Here is a 16,356-nt window from a genome sequence, read left to right as displayed (position 1 = left end):
TCAGACCTGTTTCAGCTCGACGCCCCGGTGGCTATGGTTTGCGCCAGACGCTGAACCGAAACAGAATTCGTTAAGTGAGCCGCCCGCGAGTGCCTTGCGGGCGGCTTCGTATCCGGCTTCGACAGCTTCGTCGTAAGCTGTCCAGTCACGAAGCTCGATATCGCGTAATTCCGGCACGATCAGCATGTCGGCCAGCTCACGGCCAGCATTAGGATTGATATTGAGCGTGGCCGACCGCATCAGCAGGCCCGCAATGGGCGGGGCAGATGAAAAGCCATGCCGCCAGACCCATTGGAAGAAGTTTGGCGGGTTCACGAAGTCTTCTGCCTTGAGGCCCTCTGGCGCTCGGGACACATCAGCGCCTATCACCATGCCGCGATGAAGCTCTCGCATGACGTCGGTCGGGAAATTGTTGAGTACGGCGCCGTCGACCAGAACCTCACCATCATGGACAACCGGCGGCAAAATACCCGGCAGGGAAATCGTCGCGCGTAGCGCCGTGCGAAGCTGTCCCTTGCGATGAACGCGGTAGGTGCCATCCGTCAGATTTGTCGATACGGCAAAGAAGGGGATCTGAAGCTCATTGATGTCGACATCGCCAAAATGCTCTTCGAGGCGGCGGTTGACCCGCTTGCCCCGCACCATGGATATGACGGGCAGATTGTAGTCGCCAAGCGGATTGGTTTCGACGAAGGCCTTCCGGATGCGCCGATCGATCTCTTCGTCATCCCACCCCATTGCCACGCAGGCTGCGACCACGGCGCCCATCGACGCCCCGCCGGCAAAGTCGATCGGTATGCCGGCTTCGCGGATAGCGCGGATGACGCCGATATGGGCATAGGCGCGCGCGCCGCCGCCTGAAAGCAGGATACCGGTTGAACGCCCAGCCATCACGCGGGCGAGGCGTTCGCAGTGCTCGGTATTCAGCCCCTTCCAGTGGAATAGCCGGGCTGCCCCGGATGCCTCGAGCCAGTCTGACGGATGCGAGGCCTGCCGTTCCGAGCTGTGATGTAGGAGGATGATATCGACCAGCTGCAAAGCCCGCGCTGGCGAGTCGTGAGACGGCATGAGCGGCTTGGAAGGCCGCGCATCGGCCCGCCCGAAAACCCAGACGCGGTCTGCCTGCCTCGTCGAGAGCCGGAACCATGATGAGTCGCCCACCGATGTGACCAGGATGACGATGTCATTATTCGCCTCAAGCTCATCGAAAAAGCCGGTCGGCTTGTCGCGTCCTTCGGCCTCGTCGATGATGCGGCACTTCATGTCGAAACGGGCAATTGCCATCTGCAACGCCTCGGCGCGCAGCATAAGGTCGATGGTTGGCGATGTGGCCACCAGCGCAAAGACTTTCGGCGCATTGCGCTTGTTTGGTTTACGCCCTTCGCGCAGGCGCGCCAGCATCACCTGGATCATCGAAGTCAGGATGTCCGGATCAGCCTTCGTGATCCGGTCAAACCCCTTACGGGAGATTTCGAGGATTTCGGAATCGCGCAGCGCATAGACCGAGCTTGTGTGCGGGGCGTTGTCGGGCAGGCCGTCGCCATTGAAGTCGACCGCGCCTTCAAAGAGCGCCATTTCACCAACTGGCTCACCGGCGCGGATGTGACCGAGAAAATCAGAGCGCCCGTCCGGCATTGTCCTGAACGCGCCAAGCGATCCGGACAGGACGAAATAGATCGACTCCGAGATATCGCCGGCCTTGAACAGCTCCCACCCGGCAGGGAGGGCGAACCATTTCGCTTCTCGTCCAGCCGCTTTCAGCGCGCGCTTCGGGACATCGCCCAGAAACGGGATCGACTTCAGCGTTGGCGCGATATCGAGACTCATCAGTGCCACAGTGTGTTCCCTCAGAGTGGCAATGAAAAGGCCTCTCTACGGCCAGTTATAGGCGCAGATATATGTCAGTCTGGTTACCGCTGCGGGATGACATTGCCCGCAACCGGCGATAGGTCTGCAAGAAACAGTCTCCGGGAGGGCCAATGCCCGTACTGAAATCTACGCTCGACACATCTGGCGAAAAATTCTCGTCGAACCGGCAGGCCATGGAGGCACTGCTCGAAGAGCTGAGGCAGAAGAGCGCAAGCGCCGCGCTCGGCGGCCCTGAACGCTCGCGTGAGCGTCACACAGAGCGCGGCAAGCTGTTGCCTCGTGAGCGGGTCGAGCGCCTGATTGATCCCGGTGCACCCTTCCTTGAGATCGGCGCGCTTGCGGCCAACGGCATGTATGATGATGAGGCGCCCGGCGCTGGCATCATCACGGGCATTGGCCGTGTCGAAGGCCGTGAATGCATGATCGTTTGCAATGATGCGACGGTGAAGGGCGGTGCCTACTTCCCGATGACGGTGAAGAAGCATTTGCGTGCGCAGGAAATCGCGATGCAGAACCATCTTCCCTGCATCTATCTCGTTGATAGCGGCGGCGCGAACCTGCCACACCAGGCAGAGGTTTTCCCGGACCGCGAGCACTTCGGCCGCATTTTCTACAATCAGGCGCAGATGAGCGCGAAAGGCATCCCGCAGATCGCGTCGGTCATGGGCTCGTGTACCGCTGGCGGCGCCTATGTGCCTGCCATGTCGGATGAGACCATCATTGTTCGCAAGCAGGGCACCATCTTCCTTGGCGGCCCACCGCTGGTGAAAGCGGCAACCGGCGAAGAGATTTCAGCTGAAGATCTTGGCGGCGCTGATGTCCACGCCCGCAAGTCAGGTGTTGCGGACCACTACGCGGCCAGTGATGAGCATGCGCTGGCCATCGTCCGCTCCATCGTGCGCACATTGCATCAGCCGAAGCCGGATACGGTCGGCTTTACGGACGTTCGGGAGCCGCTCTACAATCCGCAAGAGCTTCATGGCCTTGTGCCGCGCGATGTGCGCGAACCCTATGATGCGCGTGAGGTCATTGCGCGCACTGTCGACGGGTCTGAATTCCATGAGTTCAAACAGCTCTATGGCGACACGCTCGTCTGCGGTTTTGCGCATATCTACGGCATGCCGGTTGCGATCCTTGCCAATAATGGCATCCTGTTTTCTGAAAGCGCACAGAAGGCGGCGCACTTCATTGAGCTGGCGGATCAGCGTCGCACGCCGCTCATCTTCCTGCAGAATATCACCGGCTTCATGGTCGGCTCCAAGTATGAGGCAGGCGGCATCGCCAAGGACGGCGCCAAGATGGTGACCGCCGTTGCCACCGCATCGGTGCCAAAGTTCACTGTCGTGACTGGCGGCAGCTTTGGCGCTGGCAATTACGGCATGTGCGGCCGGGCCTATAGTCCGCGCTTTCTCTTCATGTGGCCGAACGCTCGTATCTCTGTCATGGGCGGCGAGCAGGCGGCTTCTGTTCTGGCAACGGTCCGGCGCGACGGCATGGAGCGGCGCGGCGAAGAATGGAGTACGGCGGATGAGGAGGCCTTCAAGGCACCGATCCGCGAAGCCTATGAGGCCGAGGGCAGCCCGTACTATTCAACCGCGCGTCTCTGGGATGATGGCATAATCGATCCTGCTGACACGCGCCGGGTGCTCGGCCTTTCGCTGGCCGCCGCGCTCAATGCGCCGCTTGGTGAGCGCGGGTTTGGTGTCTTCCGCATGTAGGTTTCATCGACCTGTCAGAAGCTTAATGAGCCTTCTTGATCGTTGAATTTCATAGCTTTTGCGAACCATGTCGCAAATCCATAGATGCCTAACCGCGTTGTAACGCATCGCAGGTGCCGAGCTGTGCGTATTCTCCTCGCATCTCAGAAAGAGATCGCAAAAAAGGAGTAACTTATGAAACGCTTTGCAATTGTTATCGCCGGTGCCGCAGCAGCAGGTGCCTTCGCAGCCTCCGCAGGTGAAATGTCCGCCTTTGGCGACGTAGATACCGATGCTAGCGGTACCATCTCCCAAGAGGAGTTTGTCGCCTGGAAGACCGCTGACGGCGATGTGACAGAGGCAGAAGCCACTGAGAAGTTCGCGATGATCGACGCCGACTATGACGGCGAAGTCAGCGAGGCAGAATACGACGAGGCCAAGGAAGCCTGGGCTGAGAAAGAAGACGCCTCTGACGACATGACGGATGATTCCGATATGGGCGTGGACACCGACTACTAGGTCGCGTTCTGACAATCAGACCAGCGAAGGGGCCTGCACATGCAGGCCCCTTTTGCTTGCGTGTAGCCCCGGTCCATGCCACCCGGTCATGCCATCCCTTGAGGCGGAGTTTGGTGCCCTGACTGCGAACCGTTTTGACCTCCTGCGACTGGTTTTCGCCGCTGGTGTCACCGTGTTTCACGCTGTGGCGCTGACCGCCATTGCGCCAGACGGCGCTCTTGAAACATCGCTCGGCGCGCTTGCCGAAATTTCCATTCAGGGCTTTTTCATCGTCTCGGGCGCGCTCGTTTTCGGGTCGCTCATGCGTTCGAGGTCGCTTGGTGACTATACGGAGAAACGCGTTCGGCGGCTTTATCCCGCCTATGCCGTCATCATTCTGATCCCCGCGCTTGTCAGTCTTATCTTGGCCGGGCCGGGCGCTTTTGGCGGGATTCTTCGCTACCTCGCCGCCAATCTTGTTTTCCTGAACTTCATTGCGCCAGACCTTCCCGGCCTGTTTGACGGCCAGCGCTTTGAAGCCGTCAATGGCGCGCTATGGACGCTGAAGGTGGAAGTCATGTTCTACCTCGCGCTCCCGATTATCGCCTGGATGATGCGGCGCGCAGGTAAGGCGCGATGGGCCGTACTCGCATTCCTTTATGTCGCCGGGGAGGCATGGCGCCTGCTGTTAGGGCCATCACTTGGCGCAGCGAATGCCTCGCCCACACTCACCGCGCTCGCGCCGGAGCTTGCGCGCCAGCTGCCGGGCCAGATGGCGTTCTTTGCCAGCGGCATGGCGCTGTGGCTGGTCTGGGACCTGGCGAAGGAGAAGACAGGCCAACTCGGCCTGATTGGACTGGCGCTATTCGCCGGTTCATTTGCGCACCCGGTTCTGGAGCCATTGCGCGCGGCAGGACTTGCGGGCCTCATCGCCTGGGCGGCGTTTGCGCCCGGGCCGGTTCTCAACGCTGCGCGCTATGGCGACATCAGCTATGGCCTCTACATCACCCACTTCCCGATCCTTCAGGGGCTGATCATGGCAGGTGTCTTCGCAACCGCGGGCCTGTCTGCGGGTTTCGCTATTGCGGCGCTTCTCACGCTGGCCGCGAGCTTCCTGCTCTGGTGGTTTGTCGAGAAACCGGCTCTTCGCCGTGACAGTCATTATAGGCAGGCTGCAAAGGACGGCTAACGCCCATTCCAAAACGGCCGCGTCAGGCCTAACGTCATCTTCAGATCACAGGAGATTTTCATGGCCTACGAGACCATTTCCCTCGATGCGACGCCGGGTGGTATCGCTATCATCACGCTGAACCGGCCGGAAAAGCACAATGCCTTCAATGCTATCGTCATTGAAGAATTGACCGACGCCATCGAAACCCTGACCGAGCAGACGACCATCCGGATGGTGATCCTGCGCGGTGATGGTCCGAGCTTCTCGGCCGGCGCTGACCTCGAATGGATGAAGGCTGCCGCCAGCTATTCGCGCCATGAGAACGAAGAAGACGCCTTCAAGCTGGCAGAGATGCTGCGAAAGCTTGCGGCCCTGCCGCAGATGACGGTTGCGCTGGTGCACGGCGCGGTCATGGGTGGCGGCGCAGGGCTTGTGGCAGCCTGCGATGTCGCTGTCGCGATGAAGGACACCAAGTTCCGCTTTTCAGAAGTTCGCCTCGGCCTGACCCCGGCGACGATCAGCCCGTTTGTGATCTCGGCCATCGGCCCGCGCTGGGCAAAGGCGCTTTTCGTGTCGGCTGAAAGCTTCGACGCTGCCTTCGCTGAGCGCATTGGTCTCGTCCAGTATGTGGTCGAGACCAATGAAGGCCTGCTCGAGATGGAAGAGTATCTTGCTGACCTTGCGAGCAAGGCCGCGCCCGGCGCAATCCATGACAGCAAACGGCTCGTGCAGGATTTCGCCGGTGTCGCCATCGACCAGTCGCTCAGCCATGAAACGGCCAAGCGCATCGCCGCGCGCCGCGTCAGCGACGAGGGCAAGGAAGGCCTCAGCGCCTTCCTCGAAAAGCGCAAACCCGGCTGGGCAGAATAGGCTCGGGCCGTCGCACAGGTCTAGAAATTGCCGCGTCCCTTGCGGCAGATCGCCTTTGACCTGCCTTCCGGTCGCCCGTTTCAACAGTGAAAGAGCCTGTCATGTGGACATGGACGCAATGGCAGGACTGGCTTTCAAGGCAACGTGAAAACGTCAGGCAGCGGCTCGTGCGCGGGCGTGTCGGGGCGGGCTTCTTCGAGTTTCTGAGCTTCGGCATCAAGCAGGGCTGGGCCTGTATCTTTGGCGGTTTGCTGCTGGCGCTGATCCTGCTGACGCACCTGTTTTACCCTGAGGGCGCCCCGATCAGCCGCTACGATTTCCTCGTGGTCGCGGCGGTGCTCATCCAGATCGGCTTGATCGCCACGGGCCTCGAAAGCCTTGAGGAAGCGAAGGTCATCCTCGCTTTCCATATCGTCGGCACGGCGATGGAAGTGTTCAAGACGGGCGCTGGCAGCTGGATCTATCCCGAAGAGAGCTTCCTGCGCATTGGCGGTGTGCCGCTCTTTTCTGGCTTCATGTATGCAGCGGTGGGCAGCTATCTCGCCCGCGTCTGGCGTATTTTCGACTTCCGATTTGACAGGTTTCCGTCGCTCTGGCTGCAGGGCCTTTTGGCGGCCGCGATCTATGTGAATTTCTTTGCCCATCACTATACGATCGACATTCGCAACGTGCTGTTCGTTGCGACGCTCCTGATCTACGGTCCTTGTGTGGTCTGGTTCAGGGCGGACCGGGACCACAGGCCCATGCCGCTCGTCATCGGCTTTGGCCTGGTTGCACTTTTTATCTGGTTTGCCGAGAATATTGGAACACTTGCGCGGGCCTGGACCTATCCGGGGCAGGAGTCAGTCTGGAAACTTGTTTCTCCGGCAAAATTCGGCTCTTGGTACCTACTGATGATCATAAGTTTCGTGCTGGTGGCCCTGATCCACCGGCACCGGGAAGGACAAGATGCTGAAAAGCCTGCTGATCGCGAACCGGGGTGAGATTGCCTGCCGGATAATCGAGACTTGCAAACGCCTCGGCGTGCGCACTGTCGCGGTCTATTCCGACGCTGACGTCTATGCCCGCCATGTCGCCATGGCCGATGAGGCTGTTCACATAGGCGCGTCCCCGGCAACAGAGAGCTACCTTCAGGCGGGCCGCATCATTGAGGCGGCGAAAGTCTCAGGCGCTGAGGCGATCCATCCGGGCTATGGCTTCCTGTCAGAGAATGCTGACTTTGCCGAAGCCGTCGCAAAGGCTGGCTTGATCTGGGTTGGTCCGACGGCGGCGACGATCCGCTCCATGGGCCTCAAGGACGAAGCCAAGCGCATCGCAGAAGAGGCTGGCGTTCCGGTCCTGCCGGGTTATCGCGGCGAGGCGCAGGATGCTGCCACGCTGGAAGGCGAAGCCGAACGCATCGGCTACCCGCTTCTGATCAAGGCCGTCGCTGGCGGCGGCGGGCGCGGCATCCGTCTGGTGGCGAGGAAAGAAGACCTCGCAGGCGAGCTGGAAAGCGCCGTGCGCGAGGCGAAATCCTCATTCGGTGATGGCCGCGTGATGCTGGAGAAGCTGGTCGAACAGCCCCGCCATATCGAGGTGCAGGTCTTCGGCGACAGCCATGGCGATGCGGTCCACCTCTACGAGCGCGACTGCTCGCTGCAGCGCCGCCGTCAGAAAGTCGTCGAGGAAGCGCCCGCGCCCGGCATGCCAGAGGATGTGCGCGCCGCCATGACAGGCGCCGCCGTCGATCTCGCCAAGGCCGTTGGCTATCAGGGCGCAGGTACGGTGGAGTTCATCGTCGACGGCACCCGGCCGCTCGCCAAGGACACGTTCTTCTTCCTTGAGATGAATACGCGCCTGCAGGTCGAGCACCCTGTGACCGAACTCATCACCGGGACCGACCTCGTTGAGTGGCAGCTGCGTGTCGCTTCGGGTGAGAAACTCCCACTGAAACAGGGTGATATCCCGCTAAACGGACACGCCATCGAGGCGCGTATCTGCGCCGAAGACCCAGCCGACAATTTCCGGCCCGGGGCAGGGCGGCTCTATGCCTTCAATCTCGGCAATGTCGAGCGTCTGTCCGAGAGCAGCGCTGGTGCGCCAGCAGATGCGCTGGACGGCGACCTCACGCTCTACCGGCTCGATAGCGGCTTTGGTGCGGGCGACACCGTGCCTGCGGTCTACGACTCGATGATTGCCAAGGCGATCGTGAAAAGCTGGGACCGTGAGAGCGCAATTGACGCCCTGTCTGAAAGCCTCGGTGAAAGCATCATTGCGGGCATTCCGAGCAATGTTGGCTTCCTGAAGCGCTGTCTCGATCACCCCGTCTTCCGCGGCGGCGAGCATCATGTGAACTGGATCGCGGAAGAAATAGACGCGCTGACGCAAGCGAAGACCGACATCCGTGAAGCCGCTGGCCGTCTGGTGGCGCATGCGCTGCTGACGGATACAGGCGACACGCCATTCGACCAGAAGGATGGCTGGCGCCTTAACGCACCGGCTCACCGATCCATCCGGCTGAAGCTCGACGGCGAGATTGCAGACATTGCCGTCGATGCGCGAGACCCGGTTATGGAAATCATGCCCGCCATCTCCATCACCGATCACAGCTTCGCTGTCGCCGTTGATGGCGACACGGTCCTCGTCGACATCCCGGACTATGAGGCCGAAGCCGAGGCGATTGCAGGCGGCGACAAGGTGTCTGCGCCAATGCCGGGCAAGGTCATCGATCTGCGCGTCCAGCCGGGCGACGAGGTCACCAAGGACCAGACGCTAGCCGTCATGGAAGCCATGAAAATGGAGCACAGCCTGAAAGCGCCGCGTGATGGCATTGTAAAGGCGGTAGGTGCCAGCGTAGGTGAGCAGGTCGCTGAAGGCGTCATGCTGGTGGAGCTGGAAGAGGTCTAGGCGACCGTTTTCCAGTCGGCCACTTTCCACAGGAATGACAGAGAGGGACTGGCCTCTCTTGCGGGCGGCATTAAATTTGTCCTCGTGAGCCTGAACATGGTCAAACTCTGCGTAGGCGCCGAAGAGATTGGCGACCTGGAGGCGTGGCAGAAGCGCCTGATGCGCTCCTATCCCCAGCCGGTCCATCACACGCGCATGGTGCCGAAACAGGTGGATGAGCTGCTTGATGGCGGCTCCATCTATTGGGTGATCAAAGGCCTGATCCAGGTCCGCCAGAAAATCACCGACATCCGCGTCATGGCCGACAGAAATGGGCGCAAGGCCTGCGAGCTTGTGCTGGACCCGGAAATCGTCCTCGTTGAGCCAACGCCCAAACGCCCCTTTCAGGGCTGGCGCTACCTGAAGCCCGATGAGGCACCTGCCGATATCAAGCGCGACAGCAAGGCCGAAGAGATCCCCCCATCTCTCCACGCAAAGCTCAAGGAAGCAATGGTCTGGTAGGCCCGGCAACAGGCGCCTCCGGTCTGAAGGCGCCTATGCTGGAGTTTTCTAGTCGCTCAGATCGTCGACCGCGTCATTGATCGCCACCGGGTCGCCATAGCCAAGCTCTGACAGCCGCGGCATCTGTGTCTCGGCGTCGCCAACAATGACATAGTTCATCTCGTCCGGACGGATGAGACGTGCGGCGAGACCTTGCACATCACCGAGGCTAAGCGCTTCCACTGCCGCGATTTCCTGAGAGACGAAATCATAGGGCAGGCCATAGTCTGCGATGTCCGACAGGGCGCCGAGCTTTGCGCCAAGCGTCTCGAAACGCCGTGCCTGGCTTTTGGTGAAGAAGCTCTTCGTCACCGCGAGGTCTTCCTCGGTATAGGTCTCCGCATAATCGCTAAGAATGTCGCGTACGAGCGTTGCCGCTTCCAGCGTGACATTGGAGCGGATACCGCTGCCGATCGTGAAAGTGCCGACTTTGTCAGTGCCATCAAAGTCCGAGAAGATGCCATAGGTATAGCCTTTGCCCTCGCGTAGCTCCTGCGTCAGCCTTGAGGCAAAGCCGCCGCCACCGAGCCGGTAGTTCATCGCGCCTGCGGTCACGAAATCAGGGTCGGTCCGCGTCAGCGATGGATAGCCGAAGCGGAAGACGGACTGGGAAGAGCCCGGCACATCGTAGAAATACACGGTCGAGCTATCTGGCGCATCTGGTGCCGACGCGTAGCTGAGTTCGGGCGCGTCGCCGCTCCAGCGCTCAGAAAGGCCGGAAAGCGCCGTCATGACGTCATCCTTGCTGACATCGCCCACGACGCGAAGACTGCTGAGCTGCGGCACGAGATTGTCTGAATGCCAGGCTTTCAGGTCTTCGAGTGTGATCCCCTCCAGCGAGGTTTCGCTGCCAAGCGTGCTGAGCGCGCGCATGCTGCCCGGTCCGAAAGTGACATAGCTATAGGTCCGCGAAGCAATCGCATTCGGGTCAGCCCGATTTGCCTGGATTGCGTCACGTGTGCGCGCGACGGCGAGGTCGAATTCAGCCTCATCCCAGCGTGGCTCCAGCAGCATTTCCTCCACGAGCGCCATGGTCGGAAGGAAGTTGCGGGCGAGCGTCTCGCCATTGATCTCGAAAGCGTCGCTGGTCACAGCCACCGATACATCCGCGCCGAGCAGGGCAAAGGCCTTGTCGAGCTCTGCTGGCGTCTTGCTGGCGGTGCCTTTTGTCAGAACTTCGCCGAGCATATTCGCCGTGCCGGCTGTCTCCGGCGTGTCGAGCAGGTGCCCGCCCTCACTGGACAGAGCGAAGCGCACAAGCGGCAGCTCATCGTCTGAGATGCCGTAGACCTTGATGCCATTCGCTGTCTCATCCTCCCACACGTCGGGGGCGGCGACTTCTGGTGATGCGCCATATGGCGGCTCGACGCTGCGATCGATCAGCGATGGCGTGCGCTCATAGCTGCTGTCCGTGCTGGGATCGACTTCATCCTCGGCGCCCTGAACAATGGGCTCGATAACGACCTCGGCACGCTCAGAACCTTCAAGCGCAAGTTCTGGCGAGCCGTTCGGCACGAAGCTCGTGGCGACGTAATTTCGGCCCTTGATATAGGTCTCATAAACGCGGCGCACGTCCTCTGCCGTCACGGCCTGAATGCGGGCAAGGTCTTCGTCGATATATCCCGGGTCGCCTGCGAAGATGTTGTACTGGGCAAGCTGCGCGCCCTTGCCGAGAACGCTGCCAAGCGCCTGATAGAAGGCGACTTCCTGCTCGGTCTTTATCCGGTTAAGGTCATCGTCGGTGATCGGCTCGGCTTCAAAGCGGGCAAAACCGTCTTCCAGAGCCGCGGCGACCGTGTCGAGGTCGGTACCTTCAAAAGCGCTGACCCGCAGGATCATTTCCCCTGCAAGCTCACTGGTATAGGCGAAGGCCGACACGGCGGGGGCGAGCTTTTCTTCGTCCACCAGCACCTCGTTCAGCGGCGCCTCTTTGCCGTCCGTCAGCAGCCGCGCCAGCACTGCGAGCGGATAGCTGTCCGGATGGTATTCCTCGACGGTCGGCCAGACCATATTGAGCTGTGGCAGGTTGGCGAAGTTATCCTCGTGGAAGAGCTTCACCGTTTCGGTGACGACGCCCGGCTCTTTCGGCTGTGGCTCAATGTCGGGACCGCGGGGTATTTCCGCGAAGTACGTCTCAACCCATTCGCGTGCCTGAGCCGTGTCGAAATCACCAGCGACGACCAGAGTGACATTATTTGGCGTGTACCAGGTGCGGTAAAACTCTTTCACGTCTTCCAACGTGGCGGCCTGGAGGTCTTCAAGCGAGCCGATGACCTGCCAGTTATAGGGGTGGCCGTCCGGATAGAGCGCCTTGTGCATCACATAGAAGGTGTGGCCATAGGGGCGGTTATCGACGCCCTGGCGCTTCTCATTCTTGACCACCTGCTTTTCCTTGGCGAGCACTGGCTCGGTCACCGTATTGATGAACCAGCCAAGCTTGTCAGCCTCCGCCCAGAGCATCTTCTCGAGCGCATCATTCGGAACGGTCTGCAGGTAGTTGGTGCGGTCACGGCTGGTCGAGCCGTTGGCGCCGGATCCGCCAATGCGCGCGCTCAGCTTGTCTAGACCGCCGGGGCCGAGGTTTTCCGACTCGAGGAAGAGCAGGTGTTCGAAAAGGTGGGCAAACCCGGTCCGGCCGGGCTTCTCCCTCGCAGAACCGACATGCGCGGTAAGCGACACAGCAACGACCGGATCTGAGCGATCGACATGGAAGATGACTTCCAGCCCGTTCTCCAGTGTGAACTTCTCATAAGGCAGAAGCGTCGTCTCAGCCTCTGCCATCTCCGTCGCTGCCGGATTTGCCTCGCTCGATGTGGTGGGTGCCGGGGCGGTGTCAGCCGTGCTGCACGCTCCCATCATCAGAATGGCGGAAGCGAGAACGAGCTGGGACACATGCATGATGGCACTCCATGGACAGGGTGGATTCCGAAATGGACCAGACCTGTCTACAGACTGCGCGGCACGCCGCAACAAAGATAAGTTGATGGGAGAGGATTGCAGGGGAAAGGCCCGGCGGGCGACCACTAGGGGTGCGCCCGCCGGGCGATCTCAGACAGCCTAGTCGACCTGTTCAGGCTTGCCCGGCTTCTTCTTTTTCGACTTCTTCGTCTTGTCCTCGATGTATTCGAAAGCAAGCTTCTCGTCGTCTTCCTTGTCGACCGTAATCTTCACTGCGCCGCCCTTGGCGAGCTTGCCGAAGAGCAGCTCCTCGGCCATCGGCTTCTTCACATGCTCCTGGATCGTGCGGGCCAGTGGACGCGCACCGAACTCTTCGTCGAAACCACGCGCGGCGAGCCAGTCGCGGGCATCTTCGGAAAGCTCAATCGTCACATTGCGGTCGGCAAGCTGGACTTCGAGCTGAAGCACGAACTTCTCGACCACCCGTTCGATGATCTCAGGCGTCAGGCCGCCAAATACGATGGTCGCGTCGAGGCGGTTGCGGAATTCCGGCGTGAAGAGACGTTTCAGGGCTTCTTCCTGCTCGTCTTCCTTCTTGCCCCGGCCAAAGCCGATGGAGTTCTTCGCCGCGTCAGACGCACCAGCATTGGTGGTCATGATCAGGATGACATTGCGGAAATCGACCTTGCGGCCATTCGCATCCGTCAGCGAGCCGTTGTCCATCACCTGAAGCAGGATGTTGAACAGGTCCTGATGGGCCTTCTCGATCTCGTCTAGCAGCAGGACGCAGTGCGGGTGCTGCATGACGCCATCGGTCAGCAGGCCGCCCTGATCAAAGCCGACATAGCCCGGAGGCGCGCCGATGAGGCGGGAGACGGTATGGCGTTCCATATACTCCGACATGTCGAAGCGCAGGAGCTCCACGCCCATGATCGACGCCAGCTGGCGAGCGACTTCGGTCTTGCCGACACCGGTCGGGCCGGTGAACAGGTAGGAACCGATTGGCTTATTCGGCTCACGAAGGCCAGCGCGCGACAGCTTGATCGCCGACGACAGCGCTTCGATCGCGTCGTCCTGGCCGTACACCACGCGCTTGAGGTCCGGCTGCAGGTTCTTGAGCGCGACCGCATCGTCCTTGGTGACCTGTTTAGGCGGAATGCGGGCGATCTTCGCGATCACCGCTTCAATCTCCTTGGCACCGATCTGCTTGCGGCGGCGGTTCTCAGGAACCAGCCACTGCGTCGCGCCAGCCTCGTCGATCACGTCGATCGCCTTGTCCGGCAGCTTGCGGTCCGTGATGTAACGGGCCGACAGCTCAACGGCGGTCTTGATCGCGTCATTCGTATAGCGAATGCCGTGGAAGTCCTCGAAGGTTGGCTTGAGGCCAGTGAGGATCTTGATCGTGTCCGGCACGGTTGGCTCGACCACGTCGATCTTGCGGAAGCGGCGGGCGAGGGCGCGGTCCTTCTCGAAGTGCTGCTTGTACTCCTTGAACGTGGTCGAGCCCATGCAGCGGACCTCGCCGCTCTGCAGCGCAGGCTTCAGCAGGTTGGACGCGTCCATTGCGCCGCCGGACGTCGCGCCAGCACCGATAACGGTGTGGATCTCGTCGATGAAGAGGATGCCTTTTTCCTGTTCGCCGATCTCCTTCATCACGGCCTTGAGGCGTTCCTCGAAGTCGCCGCGATAGCGCGTGCCGGCGAGCAGGGCGCCCATGTCGAGCGCCCAGATGACCGCATCGTCGAGGATCTCAGGCACTTCGCCATCAACGATCTTCTTGGCGAGGCCTTCAGCGATAGCGGTTTTGCCAACGCCCGGGTCGCCCACGAGGATCGGGTTGTTCTTGGAGCGGCGACAAAGCACTTCGATGCAGCGTTCGATCTCGGAATCACGTCCGATGAGCGGGTCGACCTTTCCCTGCTTGGCCTTCTCATTGAGGTTCACGCAATAGGCTTCCAGCGCCTCTTTGGCGGGGCCAGGCTTTTGCTGTTGTTCGGTCTCCTCAGAGCCGCGCGGCGTTGTCGAGCGCGACATGCCTGGCGATTTCGCAAGGCCGTGCGAGACGAAATTCACCGCATCATAGCGCGTCATGTCCTGCTCCTGCAGGAAGTAGGCAGCATGGCTCTCGCGCTCGGAGAAGATGGAGATGAGGACGTTCGCGCCAGACACTTCATCACGTCCCGAGCTCTCGACATGCAGGATGGCGCGTTGCACGACGCGCTGGAAAGCGGCGGTCGGCTGCACCGATGTCGTCGGGCTGTCAGTGATCAGGCTGGACAGCTCATCATCGATATATTGGGTGAGAGACTGGCGCAGGTGTGGGATGTCGACCTTGCAGGCCGTCATGACTTCAACAGCGTCAGTGTCCTCTGTCAGGGCCAGAAGCAGGTGTTCGAGGGTGGAATACTCATGCGAGCGCTCGCCAGCGAGGTTCAGCGCTTTTTCCAGGGCAGTTTCGAGACTGTCGGTCAGTGAGGGCATCTAGCTTTAATCCTCTTTTTCCATCGTGCATTGCAGAGGATGTTCGTTGCGCCGCGCCAGATCCATGACCTGGGCAACCTTGGTTTCGGCGACCTCGAAAGTGTATACGCCGCAAACCCCCACACCCTTCTGGTGTACATGCAGCATAATCCGAGTCGCCTGTTCCGGGCTCTTGTTGAAGAATTGCTCCAGAACGAAGACGACAAACTCCATCGGCGTGTAGTCGTCATTCAGAAGCAGTACCCGGTACATGCTTGGTTTTTTTGTCTTCACCCGCGTCTCGGTGACGACGCCGGTTCCGTCCGTATCATCGGTTCGGCCGGGCCCTGTCGGGTCGTCCGGATCTGAGAGTGTTGGTCTGTAGTCGTTTGCGGCCATGATCATGACATAGGTTGGCTTGCTGGCAATTTCAGCCTGATACGTTCTGCTCTACTGATCAAGCTGTAGCTGCCGCATTTCCTTTCAACTCCGAAAGCAGCGAATGGACGCGCTTCTGGTTGGCCTTGAAGTCGTACTTTCCGAGACGGGAGCGTGAATAGACGGCCAGTTCGCTGGTCTGCGTGCCGTCCGTGGACGGGCAAACGCGCACCGACACATCGTCCTTGAATTTCAGCAGCTTGGTCGTCGCGACGATTTCGAGCTGCATCTTTTCATCGTCCTGGGCTGCGATGGTCCAACCGTCCTTGGTACCCGCCAGCATCTTCAGGCGCTGATAAAGCGCTTCAGCCGGCTCACCGAATACAGGCGAGCTTTTATCGGCCTCAGCTGTCGAGTTCAAACCAGCCGGCAGCACGAGATAAGTGTTCGGCGTGTCGGGCCGCACCAGCGTTTCAAAGGAGACAGTTTTGCTCATAATGAAAATATAGGTCTCGGTCCGGGGGCATGCACGGGACAAGTTGCAGCAGCCGGAACGAAAAAGGCCAGCTGCGGTCGCAGCTGGCCTTTCGATATTCCGAATGCCTGATTTTCAGGCAGCCCCATTAGGAAGCTTTTGCCTTGGAAGCAGCTTCCTTGGTCTCGGTCGTTGCGGTCTGCATGTAACCAGCGAAAGGCTGGAAGCAGTCTTTCATCGCGGAGCTGTAAATGTCAGCCAGCTCGGTGAGGCCGTCGAGATGCGCTTTCATTGCGGTGCGCATATAGTTCGACTGGATTTCCAGTGCTTCTTCCATCGAAGTAACACCAGCCAGCGTCTTGCTGGTTTCGACCGTCATGCTCATGCGGTCCTGGGCCTGACGCATAACGGCGGCGCTAGCATCCTGAAAGCTTTTCACGGAAGCTTTTGCGCTTTCCGTGCCTGCGGACATCGCGTCCTTGCTCATATCGCCAAAAGGGAATGCCTTGACGAAAGTCTGAGGATCAAACGTGCCAAAAGAGTAGGTGTCGGTCTTAGCCATGAAGAAATCTCCTTCTATGCATCCTATATAGTCGAGGCGCTTCGCACTT

13 protein-coding genes are annotated in these 16,356 nt (G+C 60.2%); 7 read left to right on the top strand and 6 right to left on the bottom strand.

Annotation, left to right across the window (positions count from 1 at the left end):
* A complete protein-coding gene (locus D1222_RS01035; RefSeq protein ID WP_119452386.1) occupies positions 1-1,827 on the bottom strand; it encodes a patatin-like phospholipase family protein in 1,827 nt (608 codons plus the stop codon).
* A gap of 152 nt (positions 1,828-1,979) precedes the next feature.
* Between D1222_RS01035 and D1222_RS01030 the strand changes: the two genes are divergently transcribed.
* The 7 genes from D1222_RS01030 to D1222_RS01000 all read left to right on the top strand — a co-directional run bounded on the left by D1222_RS01030 (position 1,980) and on the right by D1222_RS01000 (position 9,495).
* Positions 1,980-3,587 carry a carboxyl transferase domain-containing protein gene (locus D1222_RS01030; protein WP_119452385.1) on the top strand — a complete coding sequence of 536 codons (1,608 nt, stop codon included), beginning with the start codon at positions 1,980-1,982 and terminating at the stop codon, positions 3,585-3,587.
* 174 nt (positions 3,588-3,761) lie between these two features.
* Complete coding sequence (locus D1222_RS01025) at positions 3,762-4,085, top strand: EF-hand domain-containing protein (protein ID WP_119452384.1); 324 nt, start codon at positions 3,762-3,764, stop codon at positions 4,083-4,085.
* A gap of 88 nt (positions 4,086-4,173) precedes the next feature.
* Positions 4,174-5,253, top strand: a complete 1,080-nt coding sequence (locus D1222_RS01020) for an acyltransferase family protein (RefSeq protein WP_233348453.1) — start codon at positions 4,174-4,176, stop codon at positions 5,251-5,253.
* Between the two features lie 60 nt (positions 5,254-5,313).
* On the top strand, positions 5,314-6,105 hold the full coding sequence (locus tag D1222_RS01015; protein WP_119452383.1) for an enoyl-CoA hydratase-related protein: 792 nt from the start codon (positions 5,314-5,316) through the stop codon (positions 6,103-6,105).
* 101 nt (positions 6,106-6,206) lie between these two features.
* The gene (locus D1222_RS01010; protein ID WP_119452382.1) at positions 6,207-7,088 is read left to right on the top strand and encodes a DUF817 domain-containing protein; all 882 of its coding nucleotides are present in this window, start codon (positions 6,207-6,209) and stop codon (positions 7,086-7,088) included.
* On the top strand, positions 7,054-8,994 hold the full coding sequence (locus D1222_RS01005) for an acetyl/propionyl/methylcrotonyl-CoA carboxylase subunit alpha (RefSeq protein ID WP_119452381.1): 1,941 nt from the start codon (positions 7,054-7,056) through the stop codon (positions 8,992-8,994). The genes D1222_RS01010 and D1222_RS01005 overlap by 35 nt, the downstream gene beginning before the upstream one ends.
* A gap of 96 nt (positions 8,995-9,090) precedes the next feature.
* Positions 9,091-9,495, top strand: coding sequence for a DUF1489 family protein (locus D1222_RS01000; protein ID WP_233348452.1), 405 nt, complete (start codon positions 9,091-9,093; stop codon positions 9,493-9,495).
* A gap of 48 nt (positions 9,496-9,543) precedes the next feature.
* Here D1222_RS01000 and D1222_RS00995 read toward each other — a convergent pair whose 3' ends face one another.
* From D1222_RS00995 to D1222_RS00975, 5 genes are all read right to left on the bottom strand, one after another.
* Positions 9,544-12,432 (bottom strand): M16 family metallopeptidase, encoded by a 2,889-nt coding sequence (locus D1222_RS00995; protein WP_119452379.1) that lies wholly within the window; start codon positions 12,430-12,432, stop codon positions 9,544-9,546.
* 159 nt (positions 12,433-12,591) lie between these two features.
* On the bottom strand, positions 12,592-14,913 hold the full coding sequence (gene clpA, locus D1222_RS00990) for an ATP-dependent Clp protease ATP-binding subunit ClpA (protein ID WP_119452378.1): 2,322 nt from the start codon (positions 14,911-14,913) through the stop codon (positions 12,592-12,594).
* A 6-nt stretch (positions 14,914-14,919) separates the two neighbouring features.
* A complete protein-coding gene (clpS, locus tag D1222_RS00985) occupies positions 14,920-15,297 on the bottom strand; it encodes an ATP-dependent Clp protease adapter ClpS (protein WP_267896077.1) in 378 nt (125 codons plus the stop codon).
* A 52-nt stretch (positions 15,298-15,349) separates the two neighbouring features.
* Positions 15,350-15,766 (bottom strand): DUF1499 domain-containing protein, encoded by a 417-nt coding sequence (locus D1222_RS00980; RefSeq protein WP_147371790.1) that lies wholly within the window; start codon positions 15,764-15,766, stop codon positions 15,350-15,352.
* Between the two features lie 127 nt (positions 15,767-15,893).
* Positions 15,894-16,307 carry a phasin family protein gene (locus tag D1222_RS00975; RefSeq protein WP_119452376.1) on the bottom strand — a complete coding sequence of 138 codons (414 nt, stop codon included), beginning with the start codon at positions 16,305-16,307 and terminating at the stop codon, positions 15,894-15,896.
* Positions 16,308-16,356: the final 49 nt, after the last annotated feature.

Origin of the sequence: Henriciella algicola (genome assembly GCF_003576245.1) — a bacterium.
GTDB classification, from domain to species: domain Bacteria; phylum Pseudomonadota; class Alphaproteobacteria; order Caulobacterales; family Hyphomonadaceae; genus Henriciella; species Henriciella algicola.
The sequence above is the reverse complement of the archived record's forward strand: the minus strand, read 5'-3'. Positions and strand labels throughout refer to the sequence as shown.

Bases quoted from the DNA above. Each gene is read 5' to 3' on its own strand.
- D1222_RS00980 (WP_147371790.1), bottom strand. From the start codon at position 15,766: ATGAGCAAAACTGTCTCCTTTGAAACGCTGGTGCGGCCCGACACGCCG.
- clpS (WP_267896077.1), bottom strand. From the start codon at position 15,297: ATGATCATGGCCGCAAACGACTACAGACCAACACTCTCAGATCCGGAC.
- D1222_RS01015 (WP_119452383.1), top strand. From the start codon at position 5,314: ATGGCCTACGAGACCATTTCCCTCGATGCGACGCCGGGTGGTATCGCT.
- D1222_RS01025 (WP_119452384.1), top strand. From the start codon at position 3,762: ATGAAACGCTTTGCAATTGTTATCGCCGGTGCCGCAGCAGCAGGTGCC.
- D1222_RS01020 (WP_233348453.1), top strand. From the start codon at position 4,174: ATGCCATCCCTTGAGGCGGAGTTTGGTGCCCTGACTGCGAACCGTTTT.
- D1222_RS00995 (WP_119452379.1), bottom strand. From the start codon at position 12,432: ATGCATGTGTCCCAGCTCGTTCTCGCTTCCGCCATTCTGATGATGGGA.
- D1222_RS00975 (WP_119452376.1), bottom strand. From the start codon at position 16,307: ATGGCTAAGACCGACACCTACTCTTTTGGCACGTTTGATCCTCAGACT.
- D1222_RS01005 (WP_119452381.1), top strand. From the start codon at position 7,054: ATGCTGAAAAGCCTGCTGATCGCGAACCGGGGTGAGATTGCCTGCCGG.
- clpA (WP_119452378.1), bottom strand. From the start codon at position 14,913: ATGCCCTCACTGACCGACAGTCTCGAAACTGCCCTGGAAAAAGCGCTG.
- D1222_RS01030 (WP_119452385.1), top strand. From the start codon at position 1,980: ATGCCCGTACTGAAATCTACGCTCGACACATCTGGCGAAAAATTCTCG.
- D1222_RS01010 (WP_119452382.1), top strand. From the start codon at position 6,207: ATGTGGACATGGACGCAATGGCAGGACTGGCTTTCAAGGCAACGTGAA.
- D1222_RS01035 (WP_119452386.1), bottom strand. From the start codon at position 1,827: ATGAGTCTCGATATCGCGCCAACGCTGAAGTCGATCCCGTTTCTGGGC.
- D1222_RS01000 (WP_233348452.1), top strand. From the start codon at position 9,091: ATGGTCAAACTCTGCGTAGGCGCCGAAGAGATTGGCGACCTGGAGGCG.